17 protein-coding genes are annotated in these 15,536 nt (G+C 71.1%); 14 read left to right on the top strand and 3 right to left on the bottom strand.

Going from position 1 to position 15,536, the window contains the following annotated elements:
• The first annotated feature begins 50 nt into the window (after positions 1 to 50).
• From rplM to glmM, 3 genes are read left to right on the top strand one after another with little or no spacing between them, the layout of a single operon-like run.
• Positions 51 to 497, top strand: coding sequence for a 50S ribosomal protein L13 (gene rplM / locus ABG090_RS10725; protein WP_347754473.1), 447 nt, complete (start codon positions 51 to 53; stop codon positions 495 to 497).
• A gap of 20 nt (positions 498 to 517) precedes the next feature.
• The gene (gene rpsI / locus ABG090_RS10720; protein ID WP_347754472.1) at positions 518 to 997 is read left to right on the top strand and encodes a 30S ribosomal protein S9; all 480 of its coding nucleotides are present in this window, start codon (positions 518 to 520) and stop codon (positions 995 to 997) included.
• Positions 998 to 1,000: 3 nt separating this feature from the next.
• Complete coding sequence (gene glmM, locus ABG090_RS10715) at positions 1,001 to 2,353, top strand: phosphoglucosamine mutase (protein ID WP_347754471.1); 1,353 nt, start codon at positions 1,001 to 1,003, stop codon at positions 2,351 to 2,353.
• A gap of 167 nt (positions 2,354 to 2,520) precedes the next feature.
• Here glmM and ABG090_RS10710 read toward each other — a convergent pair whose 3' ends face one another.
• Positions 2,521 to 3,060 carry a CGNR zinc finger domain-containing protein gene (locus ABG090_RS10710; RefSeq protein ID WP_347754470.1) on the bottom strand — a complete coding sequence of 180 codons (540 nt, stop codon included), beginning with the start codon at positions 3,058 to 3,060 and terminating at the stop codon, positions 2,521 to 2,523.
• Positions 3,061 to 3,163: 103 nt separating this feature from the next.
• On the opposite strand from ABG090_RS10710, the gene ABG090_RS10705 reads away from it, so the two are divergent.
• On the top strand, positions 3,164 to 4,117 hold the full coding sequence (locus tag ABG090_RS10705; protein ID WP_347754469.1) for a DMT family transporter: 954 nt from the start codon (positions 3,164 to 3,166) through the stop codon (positions 4,115 to 4,117).
• 11 nt (positions 4,118 to 4,128) lie between these two features.
• Here the strand turns inward: ABG090_RS10705 and coaA are convergent, their stop codons facing one another.
• Positions 4,129 to 5,061, bottom strand: coding sequence for a type I pantothenate kinase (gene coaA, locus ABG090_RS10700; RefSeq protein WP_347754468.1), 933 nt, complete (start codon positions 5,059 to 5,061; stop codon positions 4,129 to 4,131).
• Between the two features lie 33 nt (positions 5,062 to 5,094).
• Between coaA and glmS the strand changes: the two genes are divergently transcribed.
• From glmS to ABG090_RS10660, 8 genes are all read left to right on the top strand, one after another.
• A complete protein-coding gene (gene glmS, locus ABG090_RS10695) occupies positions 5,095 to 6,942 on the top strand; it encodes a glutamine--fructose-6-phosphate transaminase (isomerizing) (protein WP_347754467.1) in 1,848 nt (615 codons plus the stop codon).
• 27 nt (positions 6,943 to 6,969) lie between these two features.
• Entirely contained in the window at positions 6,970 to 7,335 is a 366-nt protein-coding gene (locus ABG090_RS10690) for a holo-ACP synthase (RefSeq protein ID WP_347754466.1), read from the top strand.
• Complete coding sequence (gene tsaE, locus ABG090_RS10685) at positions 7,335 to 9,224, top strand: tRNA (adenosine(37)-N6)-threonylcarbamoyltransferase complex ATPase subunit type 1 TsaE (RefSeq protein WP_347754465.1); 1,890 nt, start codon at positions 7,335 to 7,337, stop codon at positions 9,222 to 9,224. The genes ABG090_RS10690 and tsaE overlap by 1 nt, the downstream gene beginning before the upstream one ends.
• Positions 9,221 to 9,790, top strand: coding sequence for a tRNA (adenosine(37)-N6)-threonylcarbamoyltransferase complex dimerization subunit type 1 TsaB (tsaB, locus tag ABG090_RS10680; protein WP_347754464.1), 570 nt, complete (start codon positions 9,221 to 9,223; stop codon positions 9,788 to 9,790). The genes tsaE and tsaB overlap by 4 nt, the downstream gene beginning before the upstream one ends.
• Entirely contained in the window at positions 9,787 to 10,257 is a 471-nt protein-coding gene (gene rimI, locus ABG090_RS10675) for a ribosomal protein S18-alanine N-acetyltransferase (protein ID WP_347754463.1), read from the top strand. Before tsaB ends, rimI begins: the two co-directional genes overlap by 4 nt.
• 4 nt (positions 10,258 to 10,261) lie before the next feature.
• Positions 10,262 to 11,326 carry a tRNA (adenosine(37)-N6)-threonylcarbamoyltransferase complex transferase subunit TsaD gene (gene tsaD / locus ABG090_RS10670; RefSeq protein WP_347754462.1) on the top strand — a complete coding sequence of 355 codons (1,065 nt, stop codon included), beginning with the start codon at positions 10,262 to 10,264 and terminating at the stop codon, positions 11,324 to 11,326.
• Positions 11,327 to 11,411: 85 nt separating this feature from the next.
• On the top strand, positions 11,412 to 11,798 hold the full coding sequence (locus tag ABG090_RS10665) for a DUF4190 domain-containing protein (RefSeq protein WP_347754461.1): 387 nt from the start codon (positions 11,412 to 11,414) through the stop codon (positions 11,796 to 11,798).
• 105 nt (positions 11,799 to 11,903) lie between these two features.
• Positions 11,904 to 12,743 carry a hypothetical protein gene (locus ABG090_RS10660; RefSeq protein WP_347754460.1) on the top strand — a complete coding sequence of 280 codons (840 nt, stop codon included), beginning with the start codon at positions 11,904 to 11,906 and terminating at the stop codon, positions 12,741 to 12,743.
• Between the two features lie 48 nt (positions 12,744 to 12,791).
• On the opposite strand, the gene ABG090_RS10655 is transcribed toward ABG090_RS10660, so the two are convergent.
• A complete protein-coding gene (locus ABG090_RS10655) occupies positions 12,792 to 13,964 on the bottom strand; it encodes a class I SAM-dependent methyltransferase (RefSeq protein ID WP_347754459.1) in 1,173 nt (390 codons plus the stop codon).
• A gap of 162 nt (positions 13,965 to 14,126) precedes the next feature.
• On the opposite strand from ABG090_RS10655, the gene groES reads away from it, so the two are divergent.
• A complete protein-coding gene (gene groES / locus ABG090_RS10650) occupies positions 14,127 to 14,423 on the top strand; it encodes a co-chaperone GroES (RefSeq protein WP_347754458.1) in 297 nt (98 codons plus the stop codon).
• A 67-nt stretch (positions 14,424 to 14,490) separates the two neighbouring features.
• Positions 14,491 to 15,402: an EamA family transporter RarD gene (gene rarD / locus ABG090_RS10645; protein ID WP_347754457.1), complete on the top strand. Its 912-nt coding sequence runs from the start codon at positions 14,491 to 14,493 to the stop codon at positions 15,400 to 15,402.
• The last annotated feature ends 134 nt before the right edge of the window (positions 15,403 to 15,536 follow it).

Genomic DNA, 15,536 nt, shown 5'->3' with positions numbered 1-15,536 from the left:
AACACCTCGGAGTGGGATTCACGACCATCCATTCGATCAGTGAGGCATCAATGACTCGCACGTATTCGCCCAAGGCGGCGGACGTCCAGCACAACTGGATCGTCATCGACGCCACCGACGTGGTGCTCGGCCGCCTGGCCAGCCACGCAGCTGCCATGCTCCGCGGCAAGCACAAGCCGACGTTCGCTCCCCACATGGACATGGGCGACTTCGTCATCATCGTGAACGCCGAGAAGGTGGCGCTCACGGGCCAGAAGCTGGCGAAGAAGATCGCCTACCGCCACTCGGGCTTCCCGGGCGGCCTGAAGGCCACCAACTACATCGAGATGCTCGAGCGCTTCCCGGTCCGCACCGTCGAGAAGGCGATCCGCGGCATGCTGCCGAAGAACTCGCTCGGCGCCGCTCAGATCAAGAAGCTCAAGGTCTACGCAGGCCCCGAGCACCCGCACGCGGCGCAGCAGCCGACCCCCTACACGTTCGACCAGGTCGCCCAGTAGGGCGCGAGGAGACACCAGACATGGCGAAGATCGCAGACTCCATCGAGGCTCCCGAGAGCTTCTCGACCGAGACGCCGGCAGCTGAGGCTCCCAAGGCGCCCCGCGTCGTCAACATCGGCGGCCAGGCCGTCGGCCGTCGCAAGCAGGCCATCGCCCGCGTGCGCCTGGTCCCCGGCTCCGGCACGTTCTCCGTGAACGGCCGCACGCTCGAGGACTACTTCCCGAACAAGCTGCACCAGCAGCTGATCAACGACCCGTTCACCCTGCTCGAGCTCATGGGCAGCTACGACGTGATCGCCCGCATCTCGGGCGGCGGCCCCTCGGGCCAGGCCGGCGCGCTGCGCCTCGGCATCGCCCGTGCGCTCAACGAGATCGACGTCGAGAACAACCGTCCCGAGCTCAAGAAGGCGGGCTTCCTCTCGCGCGACGCTCGCGTCATCGAGCGCAAGAAGGCCGGTCTCAAGAAGGCCCGTAAGGCGCCGCAGTACTCGAAGCGCTGATCGATGTCCCGCCTGTTCGGCACGGATGGGGTTCGAGGTCTCGCAGGCCTGGACATCACGGCAGAATCGGCGATGGCGCTGGCGCAGGGCGCCGCACTCGTGCTTGGGCGACATGCCCGGCAGGAGGGGCGGCGCCCTATTGCTGTCGTCGCGCGGGATCCGCGGATCTCCGGTGAGTTCATCACCGCTGCGGTGTCTGCTGGTCTCGCGTCCAGCGGCGTCGACGTGCTCGACGCGGGAGTGATCCCGACGCCGGCGGCCGCCTACCTGGTGGCCAGCATCGACGCCGACTTCGGCGTGATGATCTCCGCATCCCACAATCCCGCGCCCGACAACGGGATCAAGTTCTTCGCCACCGGCGGCCGCAAGCTGCCCGACGCGGTCGAGGACGAGATCGAGACCGCGCTCGGCGGCGCCCCGCTGCGTCCCATCGGCGGTGAGGTCGGCACCATCCGGCGCTTCTCCGACGCCGAGGACCGCTACCTCATGCACCTGCTCGGCACGCTGGACGTCAGCCTCGCAGGCCTGCACGTGGCACTCGACTGCGCCCACGGTGCTGCCGCAGGCGTGAGCCCGCAGGCGTTCGCGGATGCCGGCGCGAAGGTCTCCGTCATGGGCAACGACCCGGACGGCGTGAACATCAACCGCGAGGTGGGCTCGACGCACCTCGAGCAGCTGCGCGAGCTCGTGGTCTCCTCCGGGGCTGACCTCGGCATCGCGCACGATGGCGACGCCGACCGCTGCCTCGCGATCGATGCCGCCGGCGAGGTCGTCGACGGCGACCAGATCATGGCGATCCTCGCGGTCGCCGCGAAGCGCAGGGGCCTGCTCGCCGAGAACACGCTCGTCGCGACCGTGATGTCGAACCTGGGCCTCCGGGTGGCGATGGACGAGCACGACATCTCGCTCGTGCAGACCGCGGTGGGCGACCGCTACGTGCTCGAGGCGCTCCGCCAGTACGGCCTGTCGCTCGGCGGCGAGCAGTCCGGCCACGTCATCTTCTCCGCGCACGCGACCACCGGCGACGGCATCCTCACGGGGCTGCAGATCGCGGCCGAGATGGCGCGCACCGGGCGCTCGCTCGCCGAGCTCGCTGCGGTGATGCAGGTGTTCCCGCAGGTGCTGATCAACGTCACGGGCGTCGATCGGCTGGGACTGCGAGGCAACCAGTGCATCGCGGACGCTGTCGCCAAGGCCGAGCGCGAGCTGGGGGAGCAGGGCAGAGTGCTGCTGCGGCCCTCCGGCACGGAGAAGATCGTGCGGGTCATGGTCGAGGCTTCCGAGCAGCATGTCGCCCAGTCGATCGCCGATGAGCTCGCTGCGCTCGTGCGGTCCGAGCTGAGCGTCTCCGCCTGAGCGTTGGGCGCCCGGGTGCGCTCATAATGCAGCGGTTCCCGTGGCCCGGGACGGGCCACGGCGCTGGCGTCGCGGCAGAGGCCCGAAAGGGCCTCTGCTCATAGCTCCAGCGCGCAAGACGGGCCACGGCGCTGGCGTCGCGGCAGCGGCCCGAAAGGGCCGCTGCTCTAGTGCTCCAGCGCGCGAGCGCGGAACGCCGCGACGTTGGTGCGCGACTGGCAGGTGGTCGAGCAGAAGCGCCGTGACCGATTGCGCGAGAGGTCGACGAACATGCGGTCGCATCGCGCATCGCCACACCGCTTGAGCCGCACGATGTCATCGGCGCGCACGAGATCCGCGAGGCCCATCGCCGCGTTCACCGCGATCGCGTCGGCAATCGGTGCGCCGGTGGGCAGCCCGTGCAGATGCCAGTCCAGATCGTCGTGGCGCACGAGATGCGGGCGCGCGTCGCAGTCCCGCAGCAGCCGGTTCGCCATCGCCGCCATGCGATCGCGATCGGCATCCCACATCGCCTCGATCGTGACCAGATGCGCCCAGGTCGCCTCGGCGTCGGCCCTCGTCGCGCTGCTCGCGCCGGGGAACTGCCACTCGGCGCACACGGCCTTCAAGCTTGTCGCGGTCTCGAGCTCACCCTGCCGGCGTCGATTGCAGACGTCGGCGATGAACTCGAGCATCCGCACGAGCTCTGCTGGGTAGGGCAGCGTCACGGTTTCGTCCTCGGGTTATGCTCGGCTGTCAGGATCTTCGGTCGTGACCGAGGTGCACCGACGTGGTGAGCACGATGCTAGTCCTTCCGCCGATCGAGGAGCCATGCAGGCACGACGTCCCATCGGGCTCGCCTTCGCCCTCGCGAGCGCGGCCAGCTTCGCGCTCTCCGGCATCTTCGCCGCCGCACTCTTCGATGGCGGCTGGAGCGCGGGCGCGATCACGCTCGTGCGCATCGCCGGCGGTGCCCTGGTGCTGCTCGTGCCGACACTCTGGGTGCTGCGCGGCAGGTGGGCCGCGGTGCTGCGCTCGTGGCGGGAGGTGCTGGTGCTCGGCGTGCTCGCGGTCGCGGTCTGCCAGCTCGCCTTCTTCAGCGCCGTTGCATACATCGACCCGTCGCTCGCACTCCTGATCGAGTTCCTCGGCCCGGTGCTGCTGGTGTTCTTCACCTGGGCCACCACCCGGCAAGCGCCCGCCGTGCTGACGCTCGCCGGGGCTGCGGTCGCCCTGCTGGGGCTGGGGCTCGTCTCCGGCATCGGCGGGGAGTCGCTGCATCCGCTCGGCGTGCTGCTGGCGCTCGCCGCCGCGGTGGGCAACGCAGGCTACTGGGCCTCGGCCTCCAAGGCCGACTCCGAGCTGCCGCCGATCGCCCTCGCGGGACTCGGACTCATCGTCGGCGCCGCCGTGCTCGCCCTCGGCTCGATCACAGGGCTGCTGCCGTTCGTCGCCACTGCCGTGCCCGTCACGCTCGCGGGGGCGACCGTGCCGTGGTGGGCGGCGATGGGCATGCTCATCCTCATCGCCACGGCGAGCTCCTACGTGCTCGGGATCCTCGGCGCCAGGCGCCTGGGTGCCACCCTGGCGAGCTTCGTGGGCTACTCCGAGCCGATGTTCGGCATCCTCTGGACGGCGCTGCTGCTGGCCATCCTTCCCACCGAGACGCAGTGGATGGGCGCCGCGGCGATCATCGTCGGCGTGATGCTCGTGCGGCTCGGGCAGATCCGGCTGCCGAAGCGCACGCGGGGCCCGTCGATCGTCGAGGGCATCCCCAGCCCGTAGCCGAGCACCGGCTAGAGCTTGCGCAGCAGCACCGAGCGGATCGTGTGGTCCTCGGCCTTCCGCAGCACCAGGTCGGCGCGCGGCCTGGTCGGCAGCACGTGCTCGACCAGGTTGGGGCCGTTGATGGAATCCCAGATGTCCTCGGAGTAGATCCGTGCCTGCTGGCGCGTCATGTCGGCGAAGCGGTGGAAGTACGAGTCCGGATCTTGGAACGCGCTCTCCTTCAGCGCCCAGAACCGCTCGATGTACCACTCGCGGATCGCGCTCGTGCGGGCATCCACATAGATCGAGAAGTCGAACAGATCGCTCACCGCGAGGTGGGAGCCGGAGGGCGGCGGCTGCAGCACGTTCAGCCCCTCGACGATGAGGATGTCGGGCCGGCGCACGACGATCTCCTCGCCCGGCACGATGTCGTAGGTCAGGTGCGAGTAGACCGGAGCGCGCACCTCGGCCTCGCCGGACTTCACGCGCGAGACGAAGCCCAGCAGCGCGCGCCGGTCGTACGACTCCGGGAAGCCCTTGCGCTGCATCAGGCCCCGCTCCTCGAGCACCCGGTTGGGGTAGAGGAATCCGTCGGTGGTGAGCAGCTTCACCCTGGGTGATCCCTCCCAGCGCCGCAGCAGCTCCTGCAGCAGCCTGGCGGAGGTCGACTTGCCGACCGCGACCGATCCTGCGACACCGATGACGAAGGGGGTGGGGAGCGCCGTCGTGCCCAAGAACGCATGGGTCTCGCGGTGCAGGCGCGCGGCCGACTCCTGGTAGAGGCTCACCAGCCGAGACAGCGGCAGGTAGACCTCCGCCACCTCCCGCAGCTCGAGGCGGTCGCCGAGGCCGCGCAGGCGACGCACCTCGTGCTCGCTCAGCGGGTTCGGCATCCGAGGCGCCAGCCGCGCCCAGTCGGCGCGCTCGATCTCCACGAACGGCGACTGGATCGGCTGAGGCACGGGTGGAAGCCTATCGCCGCTACGATTGGCCGCATGTGTGGAATCGTCGGATACACGGGCCAGTCGAGCACCGTCGAGGTGCTGCTCGAAGGGTTGAGCAGGCTCGAGTACCGCGGCTATGACAGCGCCGGCGTCGCCGTGCTCGAGGGCGCATCGGTCGCCATGCGCAAGAAGGGCGGCAAGCTCGCCGTGCTGCGCGACAGCCTCGAGGACGCGCCGCTGCCCGCCGAGGGCGCCGGCATCGGGCACACGCGCTGGGCCACGCACGGCGGACCCACGGACGAGAACGCGCACCCGCATCTCGCCGACGAGGGCAGGCTCGCGCTCATCCACAACGGCATCATCGAGAACTTCGCCGAGCTGCGCGCCGAGCTGGAGGCTGACGGCGAGACGTTCCTGAGCGAGACCGACACCGAGGCCGCCGCCATGCTGCTCGGTCGTGCGTTCCGCGAGACCGGCGACCTCACCGCCGCGATGCAGCGCGTCGTCGCGAGGCTCGAAGGCCAGTTCACCCTGCTCGCGGTGCACGCGGAGCAGCCCGGCGTCGTCGTCGGCGCCTGCCACAACTCGCCGCTGCTGGTCGGCTACGGCGACGGCGAGCACTTCCTCGGCAGCGACGTGAGCGCGTTCGTCAAGTTCACCCCCCGCGCGGCGGCGCTCGACAACGATCAGATCGTCACGATCACGGCGACGGATGCGATCGTCACGGACTTCCAGGGCACTGCGGTCGAGCCGCAGCGCTTCGAGGTCAACTGGGACTCGTCGGCGGCCGACAAGGGCGGCTGGTCGTCGTTCATGGCCAAGGAGGTCTCCGAGGGGCCGGAGGCCATCGCGAACACCCTGCGGGGCCGGCTGACCGAGCGCGGCGTCGACCTTGGCGAGCTCGGCGTGCTGGACGACGAGGCGCTGCTGACCATCAACCGCATCGTGATCGTCGCGTGCGGCACCGCGAGCTACTCGGGCCTCGTCGGCAAGTACGCCATCGAGACGTGGTCGCGTGTGCCCGTGGAGGTCGACCTGGCGCACGAGTTCCGGTACCGGGACCCCGTGCTCGACGAGCACACGCTGGTCATCTCGATCTCGCAGTCGGGCGAGACCATGGACACCAAGATGGCCGTGCAGCACGCGAAGGCGCAGGGTGCGCGCACGCTGTCGATCTGCAACACCCAGGGCGCCACCATCCCGCGCGAGTCCGAGGCGGTGCTCTACACGCACGCGGGTCCGGAGGTTGCAGTCGCCTCCACGAAGGCCTTCCTCGCGCAGGTGATCGGCCAGCTGCTGTTCGGGCTGCACCTGGCGAGGGTGCGCGGCACCATGAGCGACGACGCGATCGCGGACGTGGTCGCCGAGCTGGAGGAGCTGCCGGAGAAGCTGTCGCAGGTGCTCGCCGAGCAGGAGACGCTGCGCGAGCTGGCGCACTGGATGAGCGACACCCGCTCGGTGCTCTTCCTCGGCCGCCACGTGGGCTATCCGGTCGCGCTCGAGGGCGCGCTGAAGCTCAAGGAGATCAGCTACATCCACGCGGAGGGCTTCGCCGGCGGCGAGCTGAAGCACGGACCGATCGCGCTCATCGAGCCCGGCCAGGTCGTCTTCGTGGTCGTGCCGAGCCCGCGCAACGAGCCGTTGCTGCACTCGAAGATCGTCTCGAACATCCAGGAGATCCGCGCTCGCGGCGCCCGCGTCATCGCGGTCGCCGAGGCGGGCGATGCGGCCGTCATGCCGTACGCCGACCAGGTGCTGCGCGTGCCGCTCACGCTGCCGCTGCTCGAGCCGGTGCTGCAGGTCGTGCCGCTCCACATCTTCGCGCTCGAGCTCGCCACCGCTAAGGGGCTCGACGTCGATCAGCCGCGCAACCTGGCGAAGTCGGTCACGGTCGAGTGATCCGCGACCGCGCGTGACGGATCGTCCATGATCATCGGACTCGGCGTCGACATCGTCGACCTCGCCCGCTTCGAGCGCGCCATCACCCGCACCCCGAAGCTGCGCGAGCGCCTGTTCGCACCCGAGGAGCTGGCCGCTGGCGGCCAGGCCCGCTCGATCCACTCGCTGGCTGCCCGCTTCGCGGCGAAGGAGGCCGCGCAGAAGGCGATCGGCACGGCTGCCGGAGCCACCTGGGTCGATTACGTCGTGCTGCAGGCCGACGACGGCAAGCCGTCGCTCGTGCTGCGCGGCGCCGCCGCCGATCGTGCCGCGGCGATCGGCGCGGTGCACCTGCACGTGTCGATGAGCCACGATGCCGGCCTCGCCACGGCGACGGTCATCGCGGAGTCCTGATGCGGGTCGACGTCGATGCCGCTGCGATCACGGCGAACGTGCGTGCGTTGATCGCGCGCGTCGGCGTGCCCGTGTGCGGCGTCGTGAAGGCGGCAGGCTACGGGCACGGCGCACTCGTGTCGGCGACCGCGATGCTCGACGGCGGCGCCGCGATGCTCGGCGTCGCCGACCTGGGCGAGGCGGTGGCACTGCGACGTGCCGGGATCGATGCGCCGCTGCTCACGTGGCTGCACGGGCCCGGCGTCGACTTCTCGGTCGCTGCCGCACTCGACATCGATGTCGCCGTGTCGTCCATGGCGCAGCTCGAGGCGGCCGCCGCGGCCGGTGCGGCCGTGCACCTCAAGGTCGACACGGGTCTCGGCCGCAACGGCATCGCCCGCGGCGACCGCTCGGCCGCGATCCGGCGCGCGATCGAGCTCGCCCGCGGTGGCGCACGCATCCGTGGCGCGATGTCCCATCTCGCCGGCACGAGCCGCGCGCATGACCTCGCGCAGGTCGAGGACTTCACCGCGGCGATCGCCGAGGCAGCGGCGCTCCCTCCGCTGCTGCGGCACCTGGCGAACTCGCAGGGCGCGCTCGCACTGCCAGAGGCCCGCTTCGACATGGTGCGCATCGGCATGGCCGCCTACGGCGTCGACCCGGACGGGCCGGCTTCCGGCGACGGCTCCCGTGCTGCGACGCTGGGCCTGGTGCCCGCGATGCGCGTCACGGCGGACTTCGCCGACGGGGTCGGCCGGATCGGTCTCGACGACGGGCTGCTGCCGGCGATCGGGGCACCGGTGCTGGTCGGCGGGGAACGCGCGCGCGTCGTCGCGGTCGACCCGCACCGCATCCGCATCGAGCCGGCCCTCAGCGGCTCCGGCGTGCTCTGGGGTGACCCGGCGGCAGGCGAGCCGAGCGCCGACGCCTGGGCGCGGGCCGCGGGCACCATCACCTACGAGACCGTCACGCGCATGGCCGCGGCGGCACCGAGCGACGACGGCGAGCCCATCGATCCTGCGCTGGCTCCCAGGCGCGTGCTCGAGCTCGGGCTCGACGGCGAGCCTCGGCGGCTGCTCGGCGAGGTGCTCGGGGTGAAGCGCGTCGAGGCGGGCCTCGGCGTCTCCTACGGCGGCGAGTACGTCACCGAGCGGCCGACCGCGCTCGCGCTGGTGGGCCTCGGCTATGCCGATGGCGTCACCCGCACCGCGAGCGGCCGGCCGGTCGTGCTCGGCGGTGTGGCGCGCCCCATTCGGGGCCGCGTCGCGATGGATCAGGTGGTGCTCGACATCGGCGACCTCCCGGCGGCGCCCGGCGACCGGGTCGAGCTGACCCACGCATCGTCCCCCGAGCTCACCGGCATGATCGGCACCCGCGTCGACGTGCAGCTCGCCGGGCCCGTGCCGGATGCCGACGCGATGGAGGCGCTCGGCGAGCGCATCGGCGCGCAGCTGCGCGCGGGCGATGCGGTGCTGCTCATCGGGCCGCTGGGTGCGGGCAAGACCACGCTCACGCGCGGCGTGGGGCGCGCGCTCGGCGCTCGCGGCACCGTGCAGAGCCCCACATTCGTGCTCGCGCGCACGCATCGCACCGCTGCCGGGCCCGACCTGCAGCACGTCGACGCGTACCGGCTCACCGCCGATGCCGATGATGAGGCGGAGCTCGACGACCTAGATCTCGACCTCGAGCGCGCCATCACCGTTGCCGAATGGGGCGCACCGCTCGAGCACGCATTGGAGTCCTGGCTGCGCGTCGAGATCGGCCGCGACAGCGCGGGCGTCGACAGCGACGACGAGGAGTCGCCTCGCACGGTGCGGATCAGCGGCCACGGAGGCGCGTGGCCGGGCGCCCGCGTGCGCGCGATCGCCGCCGCGGGGCTACCGGCTCGCGGGCGGGAAGGAGACGCATGATCCTCGCGATCGATACCTCGCTCGGCACCTCGGTGGCCGTGGTGGATGGCGACGCGGTGGTGTTCCGCGAGCACGCTGCCGACTCTCGTCGCCATGCCGAGCACCTGGGCGGCATGCTCACCCGAGCGCTCGACGGTCGCCGGGACCGCATCGAGCTCGTCGTCGCGGGCATGGGACCCGGTGCCTTCACGGGGCTGCGGGTCGGGATCGCCACGGCGCGCGCAGCCGCGCTCGGACTCGGCGTGCCGTGCCGCGGCGTCGTCAGCCACGCCGGGGTGACGACCGGCAGCGCCCAGATCACCACGGATGTGCGGCGCCGCGAACGAGCGTGGAGCATCGTCGTGGACGGTTGCGTGGTCGTCGCGCCGCAGCTCGCGCCTGCCGACGCGGTGCCGCGGCCGTCCGGAGCGCACGCGGGGCTCGATCGCATCGACGCCGACGCCATCGATGCGGCGCTGCTCGCGTTCGCCGTCATGCGGGGCGCGGCGGAGGTCGAGCAGGCCGTCTACCTGCGGGACGCCGACGCGGTGCCATCGGCGGGACCGAAGCGAGTGAGCCAGGCATGACCGACGCGACGCACACCATCCGCACGGCCGGCGCCGCCGACCTCGACGCCATCATGGCGATCGAGCAGGCTGCCTTCGGCGCGAGCGCCTGGGAGCGAGAGACGATGCGCGCCGAGATCGCCTCCGACTGGGGCCGCTACATCCTCGCCGAGGACGCAGACGGGGCGGCGCTCGGCTACGCGGGCCTGCGCGCGGTCGGTGTGGAGGGCGACGTGCAGACGATCGCCGTCGACGCGGCGGCGCGGGGCCGCGGCATCGGACGGGCGCTGCTGCTGGAGCTGCTGGCCGAGGCCGAGCGGCGCGGTGTGCGTGAGCTCTTCCTCGAGGTGCGTGCCGACAACCCGGTCGCGCGTTCGCTCTATGCCTCGGTCGGCTTCTCCGACATCGGGCTGCGGCAGCGCTACTACCAGCCGGAGGATGTCGACGCAGTGGTGATGAAGCGGGTAGCGGCAGGGATCGGTGGGTGAGGGCATGAGCAGCAGTGAGCACGCGGCGCCCGTGGTGCTGGGCATCGAGACGAGCTGCGACGAGACCGGCGTCGGGATCGTGCGCGGCACGGAGCTGCTCGCCAATCGCATCGCCTCGTCGATGGAGCTGCATGCTCGCTTCGGGGGAGTGGTGCCCGAGATCGCCGCGCGCGCCCATCTGGAGGCGATGGAGCCGACGATCCGGGCGGCGCTGCAGGATGCGGGGATGACGCTCGACGACATCGACGCCGTCGCCGTCACCGCCGGCCCCGGACTCGCCGGCGCGCTCATGGTGGGCATCGGCGCCGCGAAGGGGCTCGCCACCGCGCGGGACCTGCCGCTGTATGGCGTCAACCATCTCGTCGGCCACGTCGCCGCCGATGTGCTCTCCGGCGAGCCGCTCGAGCTGCCGACCATCGCGCTGCTCGTCTCCGGCGGCCACACCTCGCTGCTGCTGGTGCGCGACCTGGCGGAATCGGTGGAGCTGCTGGGGGAGACCATCGACGATGCGGCGGGGGAGGCGTTCGACAAGACCGCGCGCCTGCTCGGCCTGCGCTACCCCGGCGGTCCGTCCATCGACGCGGCCGCGGTCGGCGGCGACCCAGCAGCGATCGCGTTCCCGCGCGGACTGACGGCGCCGAAGGATCGCGAGCGTCACCGCTGGAACTTCTCGTTCTCGGGCCTGAAGACCTCGGTGGCGCGTCACGTCGAGCGGGCCGCAGCCGCCGGCGAGGAGCTGCCGATCGCAGATGTCGCCGCGAGCTTCCGCGAAGCGGTCGTCGACGTGCTGATCGACAAGGCGCTCGACGCATGCGCTGCGCACGGCGTGCCGCGTCTGCTGCTCGGCGGCGGTGTCGTCGCGAACCGGCGCCTGCGCGAGGTGGCTGCGGCGCGCTGCGCAGCGGCGGGCGTGACACTGCGCATCCCGCCGCTCGAGCTCTGCACCGACAACGGCGCGATGATCGCCGCGGTGGGCGCCATGCTGGTCGCGCGCGGCGATGCGCCGAGCGCAGCCGGATTCGCGGCCGAGTCGACGCTCGAGGCGGATGTCGTGCAGGTGCTCGGGTGAGGACAATGCACAGGTGGTGCTGGCAGGATCGATGCAGCACCGCGCAGCGTCCGCTGGGCGGGCGGGCGCGTCGAGGAGGCACGACATGAGCGCGAGCGGATACCCCCAGCAGGGGTGGCCCACGCAGCCGTCGGCGCCGGCCACCCAGCCGCCTGCGCCGACCTGGAGTGCGCCGGCCTGGAGTGCGCCGACGCATCCCGGGCCGAAGACCAACCTGTTGGCGATCATCGCGATCGTGGCGGCTGCCGCAGGGGCGACGATCATGCTCGGCATCGGGTCGATCGCGGCGATCGTGCTCGGGTTCATCGCACTGGCGCAGATCCGCAGGACCGGCGACGACGGTCGCGTGCTCGCGATCTGGTCGGTGGTGCTCGGCATCGTCACCCTCGTCGCGCTGATCGCCTCGGTCGTGCTCGGCGTCGGCGCGTTCCTTACGGTGGCAGAGCAGGCTACCGAGCTCACCGGTCCTTGACGCCGCCTCGCTCATCGATCTTTCAGGCTCGTCGGGCGCTGCGCGCGCTAGCGTGGAGCACGCGCATCGCATGTCCGCGTCTCAGCGCACTGCAAGGAGGATCCCGTGAGCGACCAGTTCCCCCCGAGCGACGATCGATTCCGTCGACACGACCAGGCGCAGCCCGAGCACGACGGCGCCGCGCAGTCCGGCGATCCAGCGCTCGGTCAGCAGCCCTCCGCAGACTTCGGCCAGCAGGTGGATGCCGCGCCGTCGTTCGGCCAGGCCCCGCAGGCACCCGCAGCATCGTTCGGCGAGCAGCCGGGGCCCGCTCAGTACGGCCAGCCCGACCAGGGGCAGCAGCAGTACGGCCAGCAGCCCGACCAGAGCCAGCAGCAGTACGGCCAGCAGCCGCAGTACGGTCAGCAGCCCGACCAGAGCCAGCAGCAGTACGGCCAGCAGCCGCAGTACGGTCAGCAGCCGGGCTACGGTCAGAGCGCTCCGGTGCAGGGCTACGAGCAGCCGGCGTACGGGCAGCAGCCCGCCTACGGCCAGGGCACGGCGCCCGCCGCCGGCTACGGCCAGCAGCCCGCATATGGTCAGCAGCAGTCCTACGGCGACCCGCAGTCCTACGGGGACCAGCAGTCCTACGGCCAATCTGGCGCGGCGTACCAGCAGGTCGGCTACGCGCAGCCGGGCGAGAAGCGGTTCAAGGGCATCACGATCACCGCGCTGATCCTGTCGGGGCTCGGGGTGCTCGGCACCTTCATCAGCGGGATCGGCTTCCTCGCGGCGCTCGCCGGCGGCATCGTCGGATTCATCGCGGTGAAGAAGAATCCCGAGGCGAAGCCGTGGCCGCTCATCGCCGGCATCGTCGGCATCCTCGCCGCGATCGCATCGCTGGTGGTCATCATCGTGCTCACCGTGCAGTGGATGAACTACTTCGCAGCCATCAGCGCGATGTAGTCCGAGTCTGCGTGCCAACGAAGCCCCCGGCCACGGCCGGGGGCTTCGTCATGGCTCGAGTCGGTCGGCCAGGATCGCTCGATGCCGGCCGCCGACTCGCGTCAGGAACAGGGTCGCCCGCTCATCGCCGGCGAGCTTCAGCCGCCTGCGGAACGCCGCCGGATCGATGTCGGCGCCGCGCTTCTTGATCTCCAGCTCGCCGATGCCGAGCGCGCGCATCCGCTTCGCGATCCCTCGCTCATCCAGCGGCATCGTCTCGCGCACGCGGAACGCCTGCGCGAGCGGGGTCGCGTGCTGCGCCGAGCCGCTCAGGTACGCGATCCCCTCGCTGATGGCGGCGGCGCCCAGCCGCTCGGCGAGCGCGCCGATGAGCTCCGCGCGGATCACCGCACCGGCAGGCTCGTAGAGGACGTCGCCGAGCGTGCCCTGCTCCGGGTGCGCGGGCTCGCCCGCCAGCTCGGCAGCGCCCGCATCGCTGAGCACCAGGGCACTGCGCGCGATGCCCGGTCGCGCGAGGCGTCCCGTCCACACGACAGCCTCCACCGTCTCCAGGCCGTCGGTGACCCACTGCTGCTCCGCATCCGAGGGCAGCAGGGACCGGTCGATGCCGGGCGCGAGCTTCACGCCGGCCGGCTGTTCGGCAGCCCGCGCGAAGACCCGGTCGAGCGCCGGGGACCAGTCACCGGGATCGCTCAGGCGTCGCCGGTCATCGCGGCGGGCGGGGTCGAACCAGAGCGCCTCGACGTCGATCGGGGTCTCGAGTGCGTCGCCGTGCACGACCGTCGCGCTCCAGGCGGCCAGGTTGTACATCGCGATCGCCGCGGTCACCTCATCGCGCTCGACCGCGGTGACCTGCAGCCCGAGCGTCGCGAAGGCGAGCGCGTCAGCGCCGATGCCGCAGCCCAGGTCGGCCACCGAGGCGATGCCGGCCTGCCGCATCCGCCCGGCGTGGTGCGCGGCGACCCGCAGCCGCGTCGCCTGCTCCAGTCCGGCCTCGGTGAAGAGCATGCCGCTCGCGAACTCGCCGAACTTCACCTTGGCTCGACGCCGCAGTCGCGCCTGGGTCAGCACGGCCGCGACCAGTCTCGGGTCGTGGCCCTCCGCGCGCAGCCGGGAGACCTCGCGCACGACATCGGTGCGTTCGCCGAGCTCTGACTCCGTGCGTTCGAGGAGCGCGAGTCCCTCGGTCGACAGCAGCAGTCGCAGCTCGGAGGCATCCATGCCCCCCAGTCTTGACCATCGAACGCCGGGTGCGCGCTCGATCGCGCCGGCTCGCTGGGACGATTGGCACTCATGTTGACCGAGTGCCAGCGGAGCGCTTAGGCTTGACCTGTTCCCGGCCCGTCCGGACGCACCCCAAAGACTGAGAAGAAAGAGGCAACCGTGTCGGTTTCCATCAAGCCGCTCGAGGACCGCATCGTCATCCAGCAGGTCGAGGCTGAGACGACCACTGCAAGCGGTCTCGTCATCCCTGACACCGCCAAGGAGAAGCCCCAGGAGGGCGAGGTCGTGGCCGTGGGCCCCGGCCGCATCGACGACAACGGCAACCGCGTCCCCATGGACGTGACCGTCGGCGACCGCGTGCTGTACTCCAAGTACGGCGGCACCGAGATCAAGTACGGCGCTGACGAGTACCTCGTGCTCTCGGCTCGCGACGTGCTCGCCATCGTCGAGCGCTGACACCAGCTCTGACGCATCGGCGGCTCCCCTTCGGGGGAGCCGCCTTCGCATCTTTCCGGGAGGGCCGATGGGTCAGCACGCCAAAGCAGGCCTCGGGTACGCATTGCTCGCGTACCTGTGGTGGAGCTTCCTGCCCGCCTACCTGCAGCTGACCAAGGGCATCGACGGGTTCGAGCTCATCGGCTGGCGGGTGCTCTCCTCCGTCATCGTGGCGATCGCGCTCGTCGCCGCCACCCGCGGTTGGGTCAGGATGCGGCAGGTGCTCCGCAGCCGCCGCGACACCTGGACGCTCGTGATCGCCGGGCACGCCGTGCTCATCAACTGGACGGCGTTCGTCGTCGGCGTGCTTTCCGACCGCGTGCTCGAGACCAGCCTCGGCTACTTCCTCAACCCGCTGGTGAGCATCGTGCTCGCTGTCGTGTTCCTCGGCGAGCGTCTGCGACCGCTGCAGTGGGTCGCGGTGGGGCTCGGGGCAGTGGGCGTCGGCGTGATGATCGTCGGCTACGGCGAGGTGCCGTGGATCGGGCTCATCGTCGCGGGCTCGTTCGGCGCCTATGGCCTCATCAAGAAGCGCGTCGGCGGCTCGGTGGATGCGCTGTCGGGCTTCACGATCGAGACCACTGCCGCGCTGCCGGCCGCGCTCGCCATGATGGCGGTCGCCTTCACGATCGGCGGCGTCACCGTCGGCGACAACGGTGTCGCGGGCATCGTCGGCGCCGCCGGCTTCGGCATCGTCACCGCGGTCCCGCTGCTCGCCTTCGCGGCGGCGACGCGCCGCATCCCGCTCACCTGGATCGCATTCCTGCAGTACCTCGTGCCGATCATGACCTTCATGTTCGGGGCGTTCATCATGCTGGAGCCCATGCCGATCGAGCGCTGGATCGGCTTCGCCTTCGTGTGGGCGTCGGTCGCGCTCATCTCGATCGAGATGGTCGGAAACCGGTTCCGGCGCCCGCGACCGATCGTGCCTGTGGCCTGAGCGCGCGCCGCCTCAGCACTCGCGCAGGAATGCCGCAGTCCGGCACGCTTGCGCCAAGACCGTTACAAGGACGTAACGCGGAACAGCCGAATTCTGCGCATTCCTCGCCTACTGTTGCAACAACGCCCGCGCCA

Origin of the sequence: Agrococcus sp. ProA11 (assembly GCF_039880525.1) — a bacterium.
GTDB classification, from domain to species: domain Bacteria; phylum Actinomycetota; class Actinomycetes; order Actinomycetales; family Microbacteriaceae; genus Agrococcus; species Agrococcus chionoecetis.
This window is presented reverse-complemented; position numbering and strand designations above follow the sequence as displayed.